Below are 20,701 nucleotides of genomic sequence, written 5' to 3' on the forward strand. Positions count from 1 at the left end.
AGCTAGACAGTGCGAGGTGGAACGTGGCCTGCGTCTGTTGTTCCGATCGAACCCGCTCGCTGCGCCTGTTGCAACCGTGCTAAAAACTCGCCTGAGAAATTGCCAATTGGTTCATTCCACGGCCGGTCGGGAACGCCCCGATCGACCGCACGCCAGCATAGCCAGATGGGAGTATCGACTCGGATGCCCTCTGCACTTGTGACGGGCGCCAGCGGATTCATTGGGAATCACCTGGTAAGGCTCCTGCAGTCAAGGGGTTACGATGTAACCTGCCTACTTCGAAACGCCGCGAAACGGACGATTCCCGGTCTCGAGGTGCGTACGATTGAAGGCGACATAACGGACGCGCAAAGCCTGCCGGCGGCGGTTTCAAACGCCGACGTGGTGTTTCATGTCGCCGGGGCGGTCAAGGCTCGGGGCTTCGCCGAGTTCCTGCGCGTCAATGCCCACGGTACGAAGAACCTGGCCGCCGCGTGCGCGGACCGTGCGGCCCCTCCGGTGTTCGTCCTCGTCTCCTCGGTGAGCGTGGTTGGGCCCAGCCCGGACGATGAACCCCTGTCCGAATCGGCCCCCTGCCGGCCCGTCTCGCAGTACAGCCGGAGCAAACGCGAAGGCGAACGGGTGATCACGCGGTACGCCGGCCGGTTGCCGGTTTCCGTGGTGCGGCCCGGGCTGGTGTTTGGCGAGGGGGATTCCAACATGTTCAAGATGCTTGCCCCGGTCGCCCGGTGGCGGCTGCACGGCGTACCCACCCGGAGCAACAGGCGGCTGTCGTTTGTGCATGTGTCGGACGTGGTCGACGTCATTTGGCGGGCGGCCGAACGCGGACAACGCATCCGCGACGACTCCGAGGTTGATCCCACCGGGTGGTACTTCGCCACGGCGGACGAAATGCCCACCTATGCCGAATTCGGGCAAATGGCCGCACAAGCCTTGGGCTATGGCTGGGTGCTGACCCCCCGGGTCCCCGAGGCGATCGTCTGGACGGGGGCCGCGGTGATCGAGGGCGCAACGCGGCTGGCCGGACAATCGACGATCATGGGGCTCGACAAGATGCGCGACTCGGCGGCCGGTTCCTGGCTGTTCTCGAATGCCGCCGCCAAGCGCGATCTGGACTATCGCCCGCAGGCTCCGCTCGTCGAGCGCCTGCGGCAGACCTACGCGTGGTACCGGCAGCAAGGCTGGCTGTAATCGGCGCCGCGCTTGTACGGTTGCCGTGCGGCGCGGCTTGACCCTGCCATGCGCGTCGATTCAACTCGACGCATTCCGGGCCGTTGGGGGGCTCTGGAGAGGGGAGTTGTCGTCCCCTCGTACATGGTGCTCCAGGCGGGAGGCGAGTTCGTCGATGTGCGGCATTATGGCCATCTACTCGGGCCGCGAGCCCGTCCCGCTCGAGGCACTATCGCGCGGTACCGCGCGCTTGCACCATCGTGGCCCCGACGGTCAGCGGCATTGGGTGGCGCCGCACGGCCGCGTCGCGTTGGGACATGCCCGGTTGAGCATCATCGACCTGGTGACGGGCGATCAACCGTTGTCCAACGAGGACGAGCGGCTGCACCTGGTCGTCAACGGCGAGTTCTACGACTTCGAGCGGATTCGCCGGGAGCTGGAAGAACGCGGGCACAGATTTCGCACCAAATCGGACAGCGAGATCGCGCTGCACTTGTACGAAGAGCGCGGCGCGCTGTGTCTGGACGAGCTGCGCGGCGAGTTCGCGATGGTGCTGTGGGACGAGTCGAGCCAGATCTTGCTCGCGGCGCGCGATCGGTTCGGCATCAAGCCGCTGTACTATGCGCACCACGAAGGGCGGTTGTATCTCGCCTCCGAGGCCAAGGCGCTCTTCGCGGCCGGCGTGCCCGCGCGGTGGGATTACGAGTCCTATTTTCAAACGGCGCACGTCTATTTCGACCAGGACCGCAGCCTGTTCGCCGGCGTCTACCAGGTGCCGCCGGGACATTATCTGCTGGCCACGCCCGAACGCGTGCAAGTGGTCTGCTATTGGGACTTCGATTATCCGCAGCGCGAAGTGCTCGCCGCCAAGCCGCAGGACCCACGGGAATACATCGAGCGCTTGCGGGCCGAGCTCGATCACGCCGTGCGGCTGCGTTTGCGGGCCGACGTTCCGGTGGGCTGCTACCTGAGCGGCGGCATCGATTCGTGCACGCTGCTGGGCATTGCATCGCAGCATCACCCGGAGCCGATCAAGGCGTTCACGCTCTGTTTCGAAGATGCCGCCGCCTACAACGAGCAACACGTGGCCGAAGAAATGGCCCGGCTCGCGGGGGCTGATTTTCACGCGCTGCCGATTCGCCAGCCGCAGTTGGCCGACAGCTTTGCCGACGCGGTCTGGCACAGCGAAACGATCACCTCGAACCCGCACGGCGTGGCTAAGTTCCTGTTGAGCGAGCGGGTGCGCGAGCATGGCTACAAGGTGGTGCTCACCGGCGAGGGTTCGGACGAGATCCTGGGCGGCTACGCGCATTTCCGCCGCGACATGCTGCTGTACAACTCACCGCCGCGCGACCCGGCCGAAATCGAGCGGCTGCTGGCCGAATTGGAAGACGCCAACGAGGTCTCGCGCGGCATCCTGCTGCCCACCGGCCAGGTGATGCAGTTGGACGTCGTGCGCAACATGCTCGGCTTCGTGCCCTCGTGGATCGAGACGCGCAGCGCCAACAGCGTCCGCTACCGGCGGATGTTTCGGCCGGAATTTCTCGAGGGGTTCGGCGCCCGCGATCCGTTTCGCCTGTTCCTCGAGCGGATGCCGCTACGGGGCCAGTTGCGCGGCCGCGATCCGGTCAACCAGTCGCTGTACTTGTGGACCAAGTCGATGCTGCCGAATTACCTGCTCAACTTCCTCGGCGACCGGATGGAGATGGCCCATTCGATCGAGGGGCGCGTGCCGTTTCTGGATCACAAGGTCGTCGAACTGATCCGCGACATGCCGGTGCATCTGAAGATCAACGGTATGACCGAGAAATATGCCCTGCGCGAGGCGGCGCGCCCCGTGCTCACCGACACGGTCTACAAGCGGCAGAAACACCCGTTCCTCGCGCCGCCCTCGGGGCTCGATCCGCAGGGTCGGCTGAGCCAGATGATGAACGACGTGCTGCGCGGGCCGGTGCTCGAGTCGCAGCCGTTCTACGAACCGGCCGCGGTGATCTATTTGCTCGACAAGATGGCCGATTTCGACGATCGCAAGCGTTCCGGCGTCTCGTACATCCTGACGACGGTGCTCAGCGCCTGCGTCTTGCACGAGCGATACGGGCTGTAGACCGAACGGCGTTTTTCCAGAGCCGCGCTCGTAGGGAGGCCTGCCATGTACGATCTCGATCAGACGATTTGCGAGCGCCGGAGCGTGCGCGGGTTCTTGCCCGATCGGCCGGTGCCCGCGGCGACGATCCGCGAGTGCCTCGAGTTGGCGCAGCGGGCCCCTTCGAATTGCAACGTGCAGCCGTGGCGCGTGTTTCTGGCGTCGGGCGCGGGCTGCGAGCGGTTGCGCCGCACGCTGGCCGAAGCCATTGGCCGTGGTGAGATGCCCAACCCCGAGGACGAGCAGGACAAGTTTCCGCCGCCGTATCGGCGATTGCAGGTCGACTGCGCCGTGCGGATGTACAACGAGATGGGCATCGGCCGCGACGACCACGCAGGACGGATGCAGGCGATGATGCGCAATTTCGAGCTGTTCGACGCGCCGCACGTGGCCATCGTCTGCATGGAGAAATACTACGGGCTCGGCGTCGCGCTCGACGTCGGCATGTGGGTCCAGACCTTCATGCTGGCCCTCTGGTCGCGTGGCGTGCAATCGTGCCCGCAGGCCAGCCTGCGGCAGTACCCGACGATTTTCAAATCGGTGCTCGGGATCCCGGACGAGCTGCGCATGTTGTGCGGCGTGACGTTCGGCTACGAAGACCCGGCGGTACCGGCCAACCGCACGCGTCAAACCCGTGAGCCGATCGACGCGAACGTGGTGTTTGTCGACGCGTGAGCGCGACGAGACGCGCGAAGGGAGATCGTTACGTCAGCCATCCGGGCAGCGCCGCGGCCTGCTTGACCCACTTCGACATTTGTGCTTCGTCGAGTTGATCGCCTGCGCGGATGTCGATCCAGCGCGCGTCCTTGCTGCGCTCGGTGCCACCAGGCGGGACCGGTCGCAGCGAGGCGCCGGTGAAAAACGTCACCTTCACGTAGTGGGTAAATACGTGGAACGACAGGAACCAGCCGTGGCCTTCGATCCCATAAAAGGGTGAATTCCACTTCACGGCCTTACGCACCTTGGGCGCGGACTTCACGATCAGCGCGTCGAGCCGCTTGCCGAGGTCGCGCTTCCAGCCCGGCATTGCGGCGATATACGCCTGCACGGGCGCATCGCCGTCGGCCTTGGCGATTTGCGGATTGCCGCCCGAAAGCAGCACGACGCCTTTCTTGGCCTTGGGCTTCGCCTTGTTCTCGGTCATCGATCGTTCTCTTGCTGCACCAACGAAAAGGCGCAGGCGCCCAACATTCGGCGAGCCGTTCGCAGCGAGCGGAAGGCCCGTCAACGATTGGCGTTGTTCAAAGCGCAGCCGGGCCTATTTCGGCGCCATGCGGATGGCGCCGTCGAGGCGGATGCATTCGCCGTTGATCATCGGGTTTTCGATGATGTGACAGGCCAAGGCGGCGTACTCCTTGGGCTGGCCCAGCCGTGACGGGAACGGCACCTGCGCCCCCAGCGACTTCTTGGCCTCGTCCGGCAGGGCCTGCATCATCGGCGTATCGAACAGGCCCGGCGCGACGGTCACGACGCGGATGCCGAAACGGGCCAGTTCACGGGCGATCGGCAGGGTCATCGCCACGACGCCCCCTTTCGAGGCCGAGTAAGCGGCCTGGCCGATCTGGCCGTCGAACGCGGCGACCGAGGCCGTGTTGATGATCACGCCGCGCTCGTTGTCTTCGTTCACCGGCGGCGCGCCGGTCATGGCCGCGCCCACCAGCCGGATGACGTTGAAGGTCCCGATCAGGTTGATGTTCACGATCGTCGTGAACAGCTCCAGATCATGCGGGCCCTCCTTCGGGCAGACCCGCGCGGCCCAGCCGACGCCCGCGCAGTTGATCGCGCCGTGCAGGCCGCCGAAGTGGCTTTGCGCGGCGGCGATGCAGGCCTGCACCTGCTCGGTCTTGCTGACGTCGGTCGCCAGGAATCGGGCCGACGAGCCCAGCTCTTTCACCAGGGCTTGACCTTGCTCGTCCTTCAAGTCGGCGATGATCGCATTGCCGCCCTTGGCGAGAATCTGGCGCACCGTGGCCTCGCCGAGGCCCGAAGCTCCGCCGGTCACCAGAAACGTCTTACCTTGAATATCCATGCGCGCGGGTTTCCCAGAAGGTGTGCTTCGAGTTGCAATAAAACCTGGAGGCAATGATTCCTGGCGGCCTGGTCGCGGATGCGCTGGAATTCGTCCCGGGCCGGGTGAAACTAGAGCCGTTCGATGATCGTGCACGTGGCCTGACCGTGGCCGATGCACATGGTCTGCAGGCCGATGCGCCCGCCCGTGGCTTCGAGCCCGGCCAGCATCTTCGACATCAGGCCGGCTCCGGTGCCGCCCAGCGGATGGCCGTGAGCGATCGCGCCGCCCCAGGGATTGACCTTGGCCATATCGGGCTTGAGCTCGCGGGCCCAACCGAGCACGACCGTGGCAAACGCTTCGTTGATCTCGATCCAGTCGATGTCCTTGATCGTCAAACCGGCGCGCTTCAGCGCCTTTTGCGTGGCGGGAATCACGCCGGCCAATTGCAGGGTCGGATCGTCGCCCACGGCCACGCGTGCCAGGAACCTTGCACGCGGCTTGAGGCCTTCGCTCCGCGAGACTTCGTCGCTGGCGATCAACACGGCCGCGGCCCCGTCGGAAATCTGGCTGCTGTTCGCGGCCGTCACGACACCGTTGCCGTCCGGGCGAAACACCGTGGCCAGCGAAGCCATCTTGGCCCGATCAACCACGTCGCGCACGCCCTCGTCGCGGGTCACGTCGATCTTTTTGCCTTCCTTGTCGACCCCTGTGGTCGGCAACAGCTCTTTGTTGCGATTCTCCTTGGCGGCGCGGCTGGCGCGGGCATGGCTCTCGATCGAGAAATCGTCGACGTCCTGCCGGGTGATGTTCCATTTCTCGGCCATCCGCTCGGCGCTTTCGCCTTGATGCACCAATTCGAATTGCTTGAACAGGGCCGGGTTCAAGTTGCCCAGGTCGCCCACGTCGCTGAACATGGGGGCCCGCGTCATGCTCTCGATGCCGCAGCCGATGGCGAAATCGGAGTCGCCGGCGGCCACTTCCTGCGCGGCGAAATGGATCGCCTGCTGGCTCGAGCCGCACATGCGGTTCAGGCTCACGGCCGGCACGTGCACGGGAAAGCCCGCCAGCAACACGCCCAGGCGGCCGATGTTGGCCCCCTGCTGACCGGCCTGGGTGACGCAACCGGTGACAACGTCGTCGATCTTGGCTGGATCGACCTTGGCGCGCTCGAGCAGCCCCTTGAGCGTGTGGGCCAGTAAGGCGTCAGGATGGGTTTCGCGATAGGCGCCATCGCGGCGGCCAAACGGCGTGCGGACGGCCTCGACGATCACAGGTTGCGGCATGGCTCGATACTCCTCGCGCGGCGTCGGGCCGCGGATCGAAAGAACGTGTCGGGTAGATGCGTGGGACGGTCAGGTCGAACCGCGGCCCTCAGTATAATGGTCGCGAAACTGCTCGCGTAGCGCCGACTTGAGGAACTTCCCCGCCGAGGTGCGGGGAATCGCCGTGACAAACTCGACGCAATCGGGCAGCCACCATTTGGCGAATTGTGGTCGCAGAAACTCGATCAATTCCTCGCTCGTGGCCCGGCCTTCCGGCTTCAAGACTACCACGGCCAGCGGGCGCTCCTGCCATTTGGGGTGGGCGACGGGAATCACGGCTGCCTCGGCCACGGCCGGGTGCCCCATCAGCGCGTTTTCCAATGCCACCGAGCTGATCCACTCGCCGCCCGACTTGATCACATCCTTGGCCCGGTCTTGCAGTTGGATGCAGCCGTCGGGCTCAATGGCCACGATGTCGCCGGTGCGAAACCAGCCGTCTTCGGTAAACGACGCCGCCCCGCTGGGACAGTCGTAATAGCTGGCGGCCACCCAGGGCCCGCGGACTTCGAGCTCGCCCATCGATTGCCCGTCCCAGGGGACTTCGCCGTTCTCGTTGCGGCCGCGGACTTCGACAAACGCCACCGGACCGCCCTGCTTGGCGCGGTAGGCAAATTGCGCGTCCTCGCCCGCGTTGCGCAGCCGGCTCGGGACGTTCGAAATGGTGCCCATCGGGCTCAGCTCGGTCATACCCCAGGCGTGCAGCACGTGCAGCCCATGCCGGCGTTGAAAGCCTTCGATCATCGAACGCGGCGCGGCCGAGCCGCCGACGATCATGGCCCGTAGCGACGACAGGTCGAAACGTTTCGGGTCTTTGTCGAGGATCTGCAACATGCCGAGCCAGATCGTCGGCACGCCGGCCGTGAGCGTCACGCGTTCGCGAGCCAACAAGTCGAGCAGGCTGGGCGGGTCGAGGTGCGGCCCGGGAAACACCTGCGTCGCGCCGACCAGCGCGCAACTGAAGGGCAGCCCCCACGCGTTGGCATGAAACATCGGCACCACGGGCAAGCAGACGTCGGCCTCGCACACGCCGTGCGCGTCGACCATCGTGGTCACCAACGAGTGCAAGGTGATGGCGCGGTGCGAGTAGAGCACGCCCTTGGGCCGGCCCGTGGTCCCCGAGGTGTAGCACATCGCGGCGGCCTGCTGTTCGTCGAGTTCGGGCCACTCGAAGCGTCGTCCTTCGACCGACGCGAGCAGGTCCTCGTAATCGAGCATCCCGGGCGGCGGGCGGTGCCCCGGCTCGCAGACGACGATCACGTGCTCGAACCCGGCCGCCGCGCGGAACTGGTCGAGCAGCGGCAACAGCGACTCGTCGACAATCACGGCGCGGTCGCCGGCGTGCTTGGCGATGTATCCCAGGTCGTTGGGGTGCAAGCGGAGATTGAGCGTGTGCAGCACGGCACCGGCGCAGGGAATGCCGAAGTACGCCTCGAGATGCTGGTAGTGGTTCCAGCAGAGCGTGCCGACGCGATCTCCGGAGCCGATGCCCAGGTTGGCCAGCGCCAGCGACAATCGCTGCATGCGGTCCAGCATGTCGCCGTAGGTGTAGCGATGGATCGACTTGTCCGTGCGCTGCGTGACGATGGGCTTGTCGCGAAACCGCTGCTGGCAGCGGCGCAGCATAGCGGGCAGCGTCAGCTGAAAGTCCATCATCAGTCCGTGCATGTGCGGAGATCTCCCAGAGGGTCGCGCGGGGCCGGCGCAGGCGGTTACTTGCGGCTCAGTTCGCGGGCAATGATGTTGCGCTGAATTTCGCTCGTGCCTTCGTAGATTTGCAGCACCTTGGCGTCGCGATAGAGCTTCTCGACGGGAAACTCGGTGCTGTAGCCCATGCCGCCGAAGACCTGGACAGCTTCGCTCGCGGCCCAGGTGGCCGAGTCGGCGGCAAAAGCCTTGGCATAGGCGGCTTGCATCGTGTTCCGCTGGCCCGAGTCGATCAGCCAAGAGGCTTCGAGCGTCAGCAGCCGCGCCGCTTCGAGCCGGATCGCCATGTCGGCCAGCTTGTGGCCGATCGCCTGATGCGCGATGAGCGGCTGTCCCATCGAGGTGCGCTCCTTGGCATAGGCCAGCGCTTCGTCCAGGCAGCGCTGGATCAGGCCCACCGCCGAGGCGGCGATCATCGGTCGCGAACGATCGAAGACCCGCATGGCGATTTGGAACCCGGCACCTTCTTCGCCCAGCAGCCGCGCGGGCTCCAGTTCGACGTCGACGAAATTCAACTCCGCGGCGGGTGAGGCGCGCTGGCCGAGTTTTTCCAGCTTGCGGCCGACCGTCACGCCCGGCTGATCCAGGTCGACGACGAAGGCCGAGATGCCGTGATGTCGTTGCGTCGGATCGGTCTTGGCAAACACGATGGCAAAGCTCGACACCGTGGCATTGCTGATCCAGATCTTCGTACCGTTGAGCAAATAGCGGTCGCCGCGGCGCAGCGCGGTCGACTGGATGCCGGCGACGTCCGATCCGGCGGCCGGTTCGGTCGCGGCGTAGCAACCGAATTGACCGCTGGTGAGCCGGCCGAGGTATTCGCGCTTTTGCGCTTCGGTCCCGGCCACGGCCAGCGCATCGGCCGAGACGGCGTTCAGTCCCAGCGCACCGCCGATGCCCGTGCAGCCCCAGGCCAACTGTTCGGTGACGACGGCCAGGTCGAGCACGCCCAATCCCGCGCCGCCGTAGGCCGGCGCAACCGTCAGGTTCACCAGCCCCAGCTCTCGGGCCCGCGCGTACAGCTCGTGCGGAAAGCTCTGTTCGCGGTCGTGCTTGGCCGCAACGGGGACAATTTCCTTGGCCGCAAAATTATGGGCCAGGTCGCGGATCAACCGCTGTTCTTGCGAAAGTTGAAAGTCCATCGACGCATCCTGGCGCAAGCGGCGGCCGTAGCCTGCCGCGATCTCGAAACTCCCCCAAACCGGCCCGCATTATGGTCTCAGGCTGCGGCGAGAGGGAGGGCGCGCGAGATTATTCGGCCAGCCGCTCGATCTCCGTGTCGAAGCGCACCGCCACGACAATCCACCGGCCGGGGTCGTTGGCCGCGGCCGTGCGATCGAACGTGCGGTAGACGGTGAAATACCAGACCACCGGAAAGGTTTCGCATTTATAGAGATACTTGAGCACCAAGACGTCGGTGCCGATGCGCCGGGCCGTGATCTGCTCGAAATTGCGCGCGGGGCCATAGAGCCGCGCCAATTCGGGCGTCTTGGTGACCAGCGCGTCGACGGCCGCCGTCTGCTTTGCCAGCGGCGATCCCGCGAGCAGCCCGGTAAACGCGTCGCGCACGCGGTCGGCCGAAATATCGCGGAAAAACAGTTCGATCCGCTCCGTCACGGCATCGGGCACGGCGACCGGCGGGGGCTCGCTTGGCTGGGCGGCCAGGCTCGCGACCGGCGCGAAGCAGAGCCAGCCCAGGCAGACGATCGAGCAACGCACTTGCGCGTTCATCGACAACGACCCTCCTTGGAACAACGATCGGGCTCGGGCGGTTTACACCAGCGAGCCGGGAATCTGGATCGGCCGTCCGTTGAACTCGGCCTGGATTTCCGCGGCGATGAAGAACGAACCTGTCACGCACAGCAAGTCGGCCGGGTCGAGCGACTCGCGCGCCGTCCGCCACGCCGCGAGGGGATCGGCCACGGCCAGGCAATCGGACCGGCCCAATTCCGCGGCGCAGGCGACGAGGCTTTCGGGCGACTGCGCGCGGGGATTGCTCAAGAACCGCGTCATCACGACGCGCTCGAAGTGGGGGAGCAGCTCGCGCAGCATGCCGGGTGCGTCCTTGTCGCTACTCGTGGCGAACAGCAACGTCCGCCGGCGCGCCACGAAGCTCTCCTCGAGCGCCTGGAGCAGGGCCACGACCGACGCGACATTGTGTGCCGCGTCCACCACCACGGTCGGCTGCCGAGAGATCACCTCGATCCGCGCCGGCCAGCGCACCTGGGCCAATCCCCGGCGGATCGCCGCTTCGGGCAAGTCCCATCCCTGGCGGCGCAACTGTACCAGGGCGGCGATGGCCACGGCCGCATTGGCCGCCTGGTGCTGGCCGACCAACCCCAGCTCGACGTCCGCCAGGTGCGTTTTGCCGGCACCATCGTCGTAGTGAAAATCGATCGTCGGGCACTGATCGGCCAGATCGAGCCGGGCAGGGGCATGATACTCGGCCTTGAATTCCACGTTGAGCTCGATCAGCGGCGCGCGACGTTCGCGGCAGATTTCGCAGATCGCGGCCCGCGCCGTGGGCTCGCCGACACCGCTCACGGTCGGTACCTGCGGCTTGACGATGCCGGCCTTTTCGCGGGCGATTAATTCCAGCGTGTTGCCCAACTGACGCGTGTGGTCGTAACTGATGCTCGTGATCAGCGCCGTGCGGGGTGTGACGACGTTGGTCGAGTCGAGGCGTCCGCCAAGCCCGACTTCGAGCACCGCGGCATCGACCCCTTGGCGCGCAAAATCGACCAGCGCCATGGCCGTCAAGACTTCGAAATAGGTAGGGGAGCGCAAATCGCTCTCTTCGCCTTGTGCGTCGAGCCACTCGACCACGGGCCGGACGATTTCGACCAACTCGGCCAGCCGCTCGGGAGAGCAGGACACTCCGTCGATCGCCACGCGTTCTTCGACACGAAACAGGTGCGGCGAGCTGAACAGGCCCGTGCGGTAGCCGGCGGCGGTCAACACGGCCGCCGTCATCGCCGAGGTGGAACCTTTGCCCTTGGTGCCGGCGACGTGGACGAAATTCAGCTCTTGGTGCGGCGAGCCGAGTTCTTCCAGCAGCCGCCGCATGCGATCGAGCTTCAGCACCCCGGCGCCATACGGCATCCGCAGCGACCGCTCGTAATTGATCCGCCCATAGAGGAACTCAAGGGCGGCTGCATAAGGACCCGAAGGGGGCTCGCCGGCGACGATCGGGTCCATCGGGTCTCTTGCCCGCACAACAAAGGGTCTGAGAAGCGATGGCCCATTCTACCGACGTGCGTGTCGGTTGTCTGCTTGACCCAGCTTCGCGCGGCGGACCGCCGCGGCGAGCCGCTCAGGCGACCAATTCGCGCAGGCCGCGACCGCGTGCTTCGACGTGCAGCGACTCGCAAATCCGGCGGATCTCGTCGAGGTCGCGCCGCACCGTGTCGGCCAGCAGGCGCTCGTCGCGGCCGTCGGCCAACTCCCAGGCCTGGAACGATCGGGTCAGATGATCGAGCACGTCCTTCATCCACAAGAACTTGGCTCGTCGTTCCATGACAGGCTCCCTTTGCAGCGGCGAGGAAAGGCGTTTCGGGTCAAACGCCCCGGGCCAAGGGCAACTCTCATGCCGCCAACCAGGCTGGCAATGCTGGCGCGCGGCCAGTCTTGAATCCTAAGCGACTTGCAATGAAGTACTTGGGGCGAGAGCACCGCGCTTGGCGGCACTCGCATCTAGCGCCAGCATCGTGCCGTGCGTTGTAAGAATTGCAAGGCGATCTGGGTACGGCCGAGGTTTCGGCCGTACCCAGATCGGTTGCGTCAGGAGGTTCGCGGCGGCATGTCGCCGTAGCAAGCAGCGACCGTCTAGTTGGACGATCCAGTGGACATGACCTCGGCGCCGGCCCGCGTGGAAAGTGCGCGCCAAAGAAAGATGTCGGTCCCGTCGGTGTAGACGCGTACGGAGCCGTCCATCAGCAGGCCGTGAACGACGCCTTCGTGGTAACTGCGTGCGGTGACCGCGGCATACGTGGGGATCGTCAGCGTCTTGGCCTCGGTCGAGTTGATCCAGTCGACATCGTATTGCCCGGTCGAGTGTTGGTAGAGCACTTTCTGGTTGGGGCTAAACACGGTCGTAAATCCGGTCTCGTGAACCTTGCCATCGACCCATTCCGTGTGGCCGGAGTTGTTGGCGAGGTTGGGGCCGAGCTTCACATCGCCACCCAGGGCGAGCAATTCCGCAATCGTCTGCGGCATCGCGAGGGGCTTGGGCTTCGACGCGTTGCGAAGTCCCGAGGTGAAGGCCTTGACCTCGGAGAATCCCAGCGTGTTCGACAAGCCGTCCAACAGATGCGCGGGCCGGACTTCCAAGTTAGGGTGAAAAACGCCGTCGCCGCTCTGGTAGGGGTCGGCCGGGTCCCAGACCATCCAGGTGCCTTGGTTCACCGCGTAATTGATCGGCCAATGCTCGGGTTTGCCGGTGCTGTCATAGCGCTGTTGATCGTGGGTTTCCGCGGGGCACATGAAGCCCTCGGGCCGAATGCTGGCCACCTTCGCCCCGTCGAACAGGACATTCGCATAGGGTTTGCCGAAATCGATCACGGCATACAGGTTGCCCTTTTCCAGGTAGGGCAGCAGCCGTGCCTGCGCGGACCAGGTACCGCCCTGGTCGCCCATCACTCCGCAACGGCTCGGCGGGTAAGTCGTCCAGCTCAGTTCGTAGTTGTGCAGAGCGAGACCGATCTGCTTCAGGTTGTTCGTGCATTGGGTCCGCCGCGCGGCGCCACGCGCCGACTGCACAGCGGGCAGGAGCAAGGCGATCAGAATCGCGATGATCGCGACGACGACCAACAGTTCGACGAGGGTAAAGCCTGACATCCGGCCTTTTCGCGAGGACTCCATCGACGTGCCTCATGCCAACCAAAGGGGTGGAGCAAGACCTCAGGCTTGACGGCGCTGGGTGAAGGCCGTGTCAATCGACGTCGAGTCTCGGGAGGCGAGGTTGCTTAAAGCAATTGAGACTCAGTATCAAGATTGCTGCGGCCGATTGTACAGCTCGGCACTGGCTTGTCAACAATGGCCAGGGCGAGAATCTTGCCGCCTCGGCACGAGGTAGATCGCCGCAGCGAGCGTCAAAGAAAAACGCCGCGGAGCCGTGCTCCGAGGCGCTCGTGGTTCACGCGTTTTTTCGCAGACGGCGGCCCTTGGCAGACAGTGGCCCGACGTACTTACTCGCCGACGTACGGCAGCAAGGCCATGAATCGGGCCCGCTTGATCGCCTTGCTCACGGCGTGCTGACTGACGGCCGTGCAGCCCGTCTTGCGGCGACCGGTGATCTTGCCGTGGCGGCTGCACATCTTCGACAGCAGGTCCAAGTCCTTGTAGTCGATCCACAACGGCCGCGGACGCGCGCCGTCGACAAACAGCGGGTCCTTGCGCTTGCGGGCGCTGGTTTTCGAGCGTTTCTTCGAGCTACCGCTGGGCGAAGACGGACGGGGCATGGATCAGGCTCGGTCGGGTTTCAATGCAACGGATGCCGGAGCCCCGCACTGTATCACAGGCGAATTGGCGGGGGAAGCGGTCCGCTAGGCGTTTTTTCCTGCCGTGTGTCGCCGCGCGTCGATCGTGGCCGCTGTTCAGGCGGATTGCGCAAACCGTTAGGCCATAGCAGGTTGCTTGTCACCTGGCGAGCAGGCATCTATAGTGGCGGAACACTCGGAACAAATCGCGATTTCGGGTCTACGCTCGCTTCCGGCGCGATGCCGCGAGTGCGGGCCGAGGCCGCGTCGAACTGTCGCTAGCACTTGGGCGTAGCGAGAAGAGGCCACGCTTGAGGTTCTCCGGCAGCTCGCATCGTCGAGCGGTTGAGCCGGCGCCGTCGGGGGACGTGCTGCGCTGGCGGTGCCCACGCGCCCAATCGCTGGTCGACTAACTTTTGCCCAGGGCCATGGCCGCATGAACGATTCGGTCGTCATTCAGACGCGTAATTTGTCCAAGGTCTATCGCGATTTCTGGGGACGCCAGAAAGTACGGGCCCTCAAGGCGCTCGACCTCGAAGTGCGGCGCGGCGAAATCTTCGGACTGCTCGGACCCAACGGTTCGGGCAAGACGACCACGATGAAGCTGCTCTTGGGGCTATTGTTTCCCACCAGCGGCGAGGCCTTCGTGCTGGGGAAGCCGGCCGACGACGTGCAAAAAAACGAGCGCATCGGCTACCTGCCCGAGGAATCGTACCTGTACCGATTTCTCAACGCCGAAGAGACGCTCGATTTCTACGGCCGGCTGTTCGACATGCCCCGGGCAATTCGCAAGCAGCGGATCGAGCGGCTGATCGACATGGTCGGGCTGACCTGGGCTCGCCGCCGCCAGCTGCGCGAATACTCGAAGGGCATGACGCGCCGCATCGGCCTGGCGCAGGCGCTGATCAACGATCCCGAACTGATTCTGCTCGACGAGCCGACGAGCGGCCTCGACCCGATCGGCACGCGCGAGATGAAGGACTTGATCCTGCAGCTCAAGGCCGACGGCAAGACGGTTGTCATGTCGAGCCACCTGCTGGCCGACGTCCAAGACGTGTGCGATCGAATCGCCATCCTGCATCAGGGCGAGCTCAAGGAGCTGGGGCGCGTCGACGCGCTGCTCAAAGTGCAGGATCTGACCGAAGTCCGCGTCTCGGGCCTGTCGGAAGAGGCGAAGTCCGAGCTACGGAGCGTGATCGAAAGGCATCACGGCCAGTTGCTGAGCATGGACAATCCCACGACGACGCTCGAAGAGCTGTTCCTGAAAATCGTGCGCGAAAGCGAATCGCGACCTGGCCGCCGGGCCACGACGGACGGCACCTCCGGCGGTGTGCCGGATCGCGCCGACGGCACCGCTCCGGCATCGCACAACTGACCATCGACTTCCTGGCGGCTGCCTGCCAGGCTTCCCGCGCCGATCACGGAACGTATGCCCGAGCTCAATCCCGATTTCGATTTGGCGAAATGGTTCCCCGCGGCGGCTGCCGACTGGGGCCTGCAAATCGCTGCGCTGACGGTCCTGGGGCTGATCGTGGGGTTTGTGCTGTCGAGCGTTCGCCTGGGTCCCCTGGCCGGGGCGCGCCGCGTGGGTCGGTTCGTCGCGTCGGCCGTGGGAGATTTGGCCCGGATTTCGCCGCGTCGCGTATTCGCGCTGGCCCGGCTGGCGGTGCTCGAATCGATTCGCCGCATGGTGCTGGCAGCTTTCGTCGTGTTCGTCGTGATCCTGCTGTTCGCGGGGTGGTATCTCGACCCCACGAGCAGCAATCCGGCGCGGTTGTATCTGAGCTTCGTGCTCTCGGCCACCAGCTTGCTAAGCGCCCTGCTGGCGTTGTTCCTGAGCGTCTTCAGCCTGCCCAACGACATCCGGACGCGTACGATTTACACGGTGGTGACCAAGCCCGTTCGGCCCAGCGAAATCGTGCTCGGCCGGATCCTGGGGTTCTCATTGATTGGCACCGTGATGCTGCTGCTGACGGGTGTCTCGAGCTATTTCTTCGTATTGCGCGGCTTGGACCACAGCCACGAAGTGGTCGACGCCTCGCTCGAACCCGAGGCGAGCGCCGCGGGCTCGAGCGGTGCGCTCGTCGGGCGGACCTCGGCCGTGCACAATCATCGCCACCAGGTGCGGATCGACGCTCAAAGCGGCACGGGGCAAACGTCGTTCGACCAGGGACACGATCACGATGTGACCCGGGTCGAAGTCGGCGGCAAGACGCGCTACCGCCTGGGGCCACCGCGAGGCCACCTGGTCGCCCGGCGGCCAATCTACGGCCAGTTGCAGATGCTCAACCGGCAAGGCGAGCCCGGCGGCATCGATATCGGCAAGGAATCGAAACGGCAGTCCTGGATCGAAGGCGGGACGCAGGCCGCGGCCATCTGGACCTTTTCGGGTCTGAGCGAACAGCAGTTTCCCGACGGGTTGCCACTCGAATTGACGCTGGGCGTGTTTCGCACAGCGCAGGGCGACGTCAGCCAGGGCGTGCTCGGTGCGATCACGCTGCGCAATCCGCACGATCGGACGAAGGTCAGCGCGCCGCGCAATTTTGTGGCCCAGGACTACAAGAGCGACCTGCACCGGATTCCGCGCGAAGTGCAAGCTCCCGACGGCTCGACGCTCGACCTGTACCGCGACCTGGTGCACGACGGACGATTGGAAATCGAGATCACCTGCTTGCAGGGCGAACAATACCTCGGCATGGGCCAGACCGACGCTTATCTGCGGCCCACCGACGGCTCGTTCGCACTCAACTTCTTCAAAGGCTACATCGGCATCTGGTTGCAGATGCTGATCATCACGACGGTCGGCGTCACCCTGAGCACGTTTCTCAACGCCGCCGTGGCGATGCTCGGCAACCTGGTCCTGATCCTGGGTGGCTTCGTCAAGCCATACATCCTCGATGTGGCCACGGATCGCGTCATCGGCGGCGGACCGATCGAATCGCTGGTGCGCATCGTCAGGCAGATGAACCAGACGATTCCTCTCGAGCCCGGCTTCACGACCACGGCGATCAAGTCGCTTGACGTGGGATATCGGGCCGCGCTGAAGGTGATGGCGAACGCGGTGCCCGACTTGTCGTCGCTCAGCGGCACGACGCTCGTCGCCCGGGGCTACGACATCCCGTGGAATCCGCTGGTAAGCCAGGTGCTCATGGCGCTGGCATACGTCGTGCCGGTGTTCGTGGTGGGCTATTTGTTCTTCAAGATGCGCGAGGTGGCGCGATGAACGCTCGTCGGCGGTTGATGCGAAAGGTGCCCTATTTCGTCGGCATCGGCGCGCTGCTGTTGGCGATTACCTGGTTGAGCCGCCCTTCGACCGGGGCCCCCGGCACGCCGGGTGCGTCGGCCGGCGGGAAGCTATCGCAAATGCGCGACCGGCTGGGGCTGAGCCAGGCCAACCTGGGTCAGATCGATCCGACCAGCGAGGCGCTCAAGCTGGCCACCTTGGGGATGCGCGGCGTCGCCGCCCAACTGCTCTGGTCCAAGGCCTTTCAGGCCATGAACAAGGACGAGGATTACAACACCTTGTCGGCGTTGTATGAGCAGATCACCAAGTTGCAGCCCAACTACATCAGCGCCTGGCGCTTTCAGTGCTGGAACCTCTCCTACAACGTCTCGGTCGAGTTCGACGACTATCGCGACCGCTACTTCTGGGTGATCAAGGGCATCAACTTTCTCAAGGAAGGGATTCGCTATAACCAGCGCGAGCCCAGGCTGCGCGCCGAGATGGGGCACTTCATCAGCCACAAGATCGGCCGTTCCGACGAGCGCAAGCTGTTCCGCGCCCTGTTCAAGAAGGATGACGATTTTCACGGCCCCGACGTGCCCGAGGCACTCCGCGACAACTGGCTCGTGGGCAAACGCTACTTTCTCGAGGCTGAGGACCTGGTCGATAACCAGGGCGCCGTGTTGATGGGCATCAGCCCGATCATCTTCTACTCGGAACCGGGTCTCGCGCAGATCAACTACGCCGTGGGCCTCGAGGAAGACGGCACCTTTGGCGAACGCGCCGCCGTGGCCTGGAGCCGCGCGGCCAGCGACTGGGCCCGCTATGGCGATCGCGAATTCGTCATGAGCGAGGGCGTCAAGATCCGTCTGAACGACGACGTCATGGCCCAGTTGACGCGGGAAAAGCAGGAGGAGTTGCTCAGCCTGGCACCTGGCCTGGCACAACAGATTCGCGATCGCCGCTTGGAACAGTTGCTGCCCGAGCAGCAGGCCTTGGCGAAGAAGAATCCGGACGATTTGTCGTATAGCGAGATCATGGCGCGCCAGCAGCTCGACCAGCGGCTGGTGCCCACGGCCTGGGAGCTGGCCGACGAGCTGCCCCCCGAGCTGCGCGCCAAGGGGCGCGAACTGGCCAGCGAGATCCGTCAATACGGCGACAAGGCCAGCACCATCGGCAATTTCCGGCACCAGGTGAATTACGACTATTGGAAAGTCCGCTGCGAAGCGGAGAAGGGCAACGACTGCATCGCCGCGCGGCGGCTGATCTTCGAGGGCAATGCGGCGCTCGGCAATGCCGACTTGAAGACGGCTCGGGCCAGCTACGAAGAGGGGCTGAAGCTGTGGCGCGCGGTGCTCGACAAGTACCCGCGGCTGATCGCCGATGGCCTGACGGGCGACGAGCTGGTGCGGACCACGGCGCGATATGCCAACATTCTCAAGCAGCTCGACGAGCCGTTCCCCGATCCGTTCATCTTGGCCGACGTGATAAAGCTGCACGGTCCTCGAAAGCCGCCGGCCAAGTTGCAGCAATCGAGCGATTCGGCCGAAACCGAAGGTGCCGAGGCGGCCGAGACGGCAGCGCCGCAGGAACCGATCGAATAGCTCAGTTTCCGGTCTACCCAGTGGCCCCTGCATTGGGGGGGCAAATGTTTGACGCCTGTTTCTTCCGGCGCTAACATATGCACCAGCATTCATGGATCGCACTCCGCCGAGATGGGCTCCGTGCGACCTCTGGCCTTGAACGGGTCCAGGAGTAACCGGAGCAGCGGCCGCTGATGGGCACTTGGGCCCACCGGGCCGCGAACCCCCCCACCCAAGCCCTGCCCCACCAACACGCGGGAATTGCGTATGCCGTGGCCTCGTTCACGCCGGGTGGCGCGATTGAGCACCTGGCTCACGATCGGATTCGGGCGCGCCGCGCCGCGAGCCGACCTCGTCGCGTGGTTACTCGTTTGTCTTGCCGTCGCCGTGCCCTTGGCGCGGGCCGCCGATAGCACGCCAACTCCCTCGACGGCGCCGCTCCACGAGCAGATCGACCACATGATCGCCCAAGCGCTTCCGGCGCCTGCGGCCGAACGATCGAGCGACGAGGAGTTCGTCCGGCGCATCTATCTCGATCTGTTGGGGTCGGTCCCTGCATTCGACGAAGTCCAACGCTTCCTGGCCGACGAGCGGTCCGACAAGCGGGTGCGGCTGATCGACGAATTGCTGGAGCGGCCCGAGCACGCTCGGCGTCTGGCCACCTGGTTCGACGTGACCTGGATGGAACGCCGTCCAGACGCGAACGTGGCCGCGCCCGAATGGCAGGAATATCTGCGGACCGCGTTTCGCGAAAACCGCCCGTTGAACCAATTGTTGTGCGAAATCCTCAGTGCCGACGGCACCGATCCGGTCGCGCGGCCGGCGGCCAAGTTCTATCTCGATCGCAATGGCGACACGAACCTGCTGGTCCGCGACGTTGGCCGGCTGATGTTCGGGATGGACCTGCAATGTGCGCAGTGTCACGACCATCCGCTGGTCAACGATTATGAGCAAGCGCACTATTACGGCCTGCTGGCCTACCTCGAACGCGGCGTGTTGTTTACCGACAAGGCCAAGAAGGTGTTTTACGCCGAGAAGGGCGCGTCCGAGCCGGTGACCTTCAAGTCGGTGTTCACCGGCGAATCGGCTCAGGCCACTCCGCAGTTGCCCGGCGGATCGGTACCGGCCGAGCCGAAGTACCTGGCCGGCTGCGAGCATGTCGTCGCCCCGGCCGACGGCGTGATGCCGGTCCCGCGTTTCAGCCGCCGGCAGCAGTTGGCGCACGATGCCTGCGGCGGACAGAACGCGGCCTTCAATCGCAACCTGGCCAATCGGCTGTGGGCCTTCATGCTGGGCCGGGGCATCGTGCATCCGCCCGATATGCATCACGCCGACAATCCACCGTCGCATCCGGAATTGCTGGCGCTGCTCACCAACGAGCTCGTGGCGTCGGGTTTTAACGTGCGGTCGTTGATGCGCGAGATCGCGTTGAGCGAGACCTATCAACGCACCAGCCAGCTCCCCGCGGGACAATCCGAGGATTCGCTGCCGCCGCAGAGTTACGGCGTCGCTCCGCTCAAGCCGCTGTCGCCCGAACAGCTAGGACTTGCGCTGCTGCAAGCCACGGGTCAGACCGACGTGCAGCGTACCGCTGTGGCCAGCGAGTTTCCCACGGTCGATCCCAAGCTGAGCGACTTGCTGCCGCTCACGGCCGACGAGGCTGCGCGGCGCGACGATCTGCTCGAACGGGCCCTGTATGCCCGGCTGGCACCGAACTTGGGCAGTTTCACGGCGCTGTTCGGATTGCCGGCCGGCAGCCCGCAGGACAACAGCCAGTCGACCGTGCACCAGGCGTTGTTCCTGGCCAACGCGGGCGTGCTGCAAAGCTGGCTGACCCCCGGCGGCAACGATCTGACGGCCAGGCTGGCCGCGATCGCGGATAACTCGGCGCTGGCCGACGAGTTGTACCTGAGCGTGTTGGCGCGGCATCCCGACGATGCCGAGCGCGGGATGGTGGTCGGTTACTTGGCGGCGCGCCCCGGTGACCGCACCGTCGCGATCCAGGAAATGGCCTGGGGGCTGCTGACTTCGACCGAGTTTCGATTCAATCACTAACGCCCGATCCGGT

Annotated in this window: 17 protein-coding genes; 7 read left to right on the forward strand and 10 right to left on the reverse strand. The window is 65.0% G+C overall.

All coding sequences use genetic code 11. The features are described from left to right. The first annotated feature begins 183 nt into the window (after positions 1–183). From K1X74_06685 to K1X74_06695, 3 genes are all read left to right on the forward strand, one after another. On the forward strand, positions 184–1,191 hold the full coding sequence (locus tag K1X74_06685; protein MBX7166018.1) for an NAD-dependent epimerase/dehydratase family protein: 1,008 nt from the start codon (positions 184–186) through the stop codon (positions 1,189–1,191). A 154-nt stretch (positions 1,192–1,345) separates the two neighbouring features. Beyond that, positions 1,346–3,274, forward strand: a complete 1,929-nt coding sequence (gene asnB / locus K1X74_06690; protein ID MBX7166019.1) for an asparagine synthase (glutamine-hydrolyzing) — start codon at positions 1,346–1,348, stop codon at positions 3,272–3,274. Positions 3,275–3,319: 45 nt separating this feature from the next. Next, entirely contained in the window at positions 3,320–3,988 is a 669-nt protein-coding gene (locus K1X74_06695) for a nitroreductase (GenBank protein ID MBX7166020.1), read from the forward strand. A 28-nt stretch (positions 3,989–4,016) separates the two neighbouring features. Here K1X74_06695 and K1X74_06700 read toward each other — a convergent pair whose 3' ends face one another. The 10 genes from K1X74_06700 to rpsR all read right to left on the reverse strand — a co-directional run bounded on the left by K1X74_06700 (position 4,017) and on the right by rpsR (position 13,809). Then, on the reverse strand, positions 4,017–4,457 hold the full coding sequence (locus K1X74_06700) for a DUF1801 domain-containing protein (protein ID MBX7166021.1): 441 nt from the start codon (positions 4,455–4,457) through the stop codon (positions 4,017–4,019). A 114-nt stretch (positions 4,458–4,571) separates the two neighbouring features. Continuing rightward, positions 4,572–5,342 (reverse strand): 3-hydroxyacyl-CoA dehydrogenase, encoded by a 771-nt coding sequence (locus K1X74_06705; GenBank protein ID MBX7166022.1) that lies wholly within the window; start codon positions 5,340–5,342, stop codon positions 4,572–4,574. A 110-nt stretch (positions 5,343–5,452) separates the two neighbouring features. Further along, the gene (locus tag K1X74_06710; GenBank protein ID MBX7166023.1) at positions 5,453–6,607 is read right to left on the reverse strand and encodes a thiolase family protein; all 1,155 of its coding nucleotides are present in this window, start codon (positions 6,605–6,607) and stop codon (positions 5,453–5,455) included. A gap of 69 nt (positions 6,608–6,676) precedes the next feature. Then, the gene (locus K1X74_06715) at positions 6,677–8,311 is read right to left on the reverse strand and encodes a long-chain fatty acid--CoA ligase (protein MBX7166024.1); all 1,635 of its coding nucleotides are present in this window, start codon (positions 8,309–8,311) and stop codon (positions 6,677–6,679) included. Between the two features lie 44 nt (positions 8,312–8,355). After that, the gene (locus tag K1X74_06720; GenBank protein MBX7166025.1) at positions 8,356–9,492 is read right to left on the reverse strand and encodes an acyl-CoA dehydrogenase family protein; all 1,137 of its coding nucleotides are present in this window, start codon (positions 9,490–9,492) and stop codon (positions 8,356–8,358) included. Positions 9,493–9,601: 109 nt separating this feature from the next. Then, positions 9,602–10,081 (reverse strand): hypothetical protein, encoded by a 480-nt coding sequence (locus K1X74_06725; protein MBX7166026.1) that lies wholly within the window; start codon positions 10,079–10,081, stop codon positions 9,602–9,604. Positions 10,082–10,123: 42 nt separating this feature from the next. Next, entirely contained in the window at positions 10,124–11,548 is a 1,425-nt protein-coding gene (locus tag K1X74_06730) for a bifunctional folylpolyglutamate synthase/dihydrofolate synthase (GenBank protein MBX7166027.1), read from the reverse strand. 115 nt (positions 11,549–11,663) lie between these two features. Further along, positions 11,664–11,867, reverse strand: coding sequence for a hypothetical protein (locus K1X74_06735; GenBank protein ID MBX7166028.1), 204 nt, complete (start codon positions 11,865–11,867; stop codon positions 11,664–11,666). A 308-nt stretch (positions 11,868–12,175) separates the two neighbouring features. Then, positions 12,176–13,210, reverse strand: coding sequence for a DUF1559 domain-containing protein (locus tag K1X74_06740; GenBank protein ID MBX7166029.1), 1,035 nt, complete (start codon positions 13,208–13,210; stop codon positions 12,176–12,178). Positions 13,211–13,536: 326 nt separating this feature from the next. Then, positions 13,537–13,809 (reverse strand): 30S ribosomal protein S18, encoded by a 273-nt coding sequence (gene rpsR / locus K1X74_06745; protein ID MBX7166030.1) that lies wholly within the window; start codon positions 13,807–13,809, stop codon positions 13,537–13,539. A gap of 454 nt (positions 13,810–14,263) precedes the next feature. Here rpsR and K1X74_06750 point away from each other — a divergent pair, with 454 nt between their 5' ends. The 4 genes from K1X74_06750 (at position 14,264) to K1X74_06765 (ending at position 20,688) form a co-directional block, all read left to right on the forward strand. Further along, positions 14,264–15,202: an ABC transporter ATP-binding protein gene (locus K1X74_06750; protein ID MBX7166031.1), complete on the forward strand. Its 939-nt coding sequence runs from the start codon at positions 14,264–14,266 to the stop codon at positions 15,200–15,202. A gap of 54 nt (positions 15,203–15,256) precedes the next feature. Next, positions 15,257–17,050 (forward strand): ABC transporter permease, encoded by a 1,794-nt coding sequence (locus K1X74_06755; GenBank protein ID MBX7166032.1) that lies wholly within the window; start codon positions 15,257–15,259, stop codon positions 17,048–17,050. After that, positions 17,047–18,654 (forward strand): hypothetical protein, encoded by a 1,608-nt coding sequence (locus tag K1X74_06760; GenBank protein ID MBX7166033.1) that lies wholly within the window; start codon positions 17,047–17,049, stop codon positions 18,652–18,654. Before K1X74_06755 ends, K1X74_06760 begins: the two co-directional genes overlap by 4 nt. Before the next feature lie 246 nt (positions 18,655–18,900). Continuing rightward, complete coding sequence (locus K1X74_06765; GenBank protein MBX7166034.1) at positions 18,901–20,688, forward strand: DUF1549 and DUF1553 domain-containing protein; 1,788 nt, start codon at positions 18,901–18,903, stop codon at positions 20,686–20,688. The last annotated feature ends 13 nt before the right edge of the window (positions 20,689–20,701 follow it).

The organism is Pirellulales bacterium, assembly GCA_019694435.1.
Taxonomy (GTDB): domain Bacteria; phylum Planctomycetota; class Planctomycetia; order Pirellulales; family JAEUIK01; genus JAIBBZ01.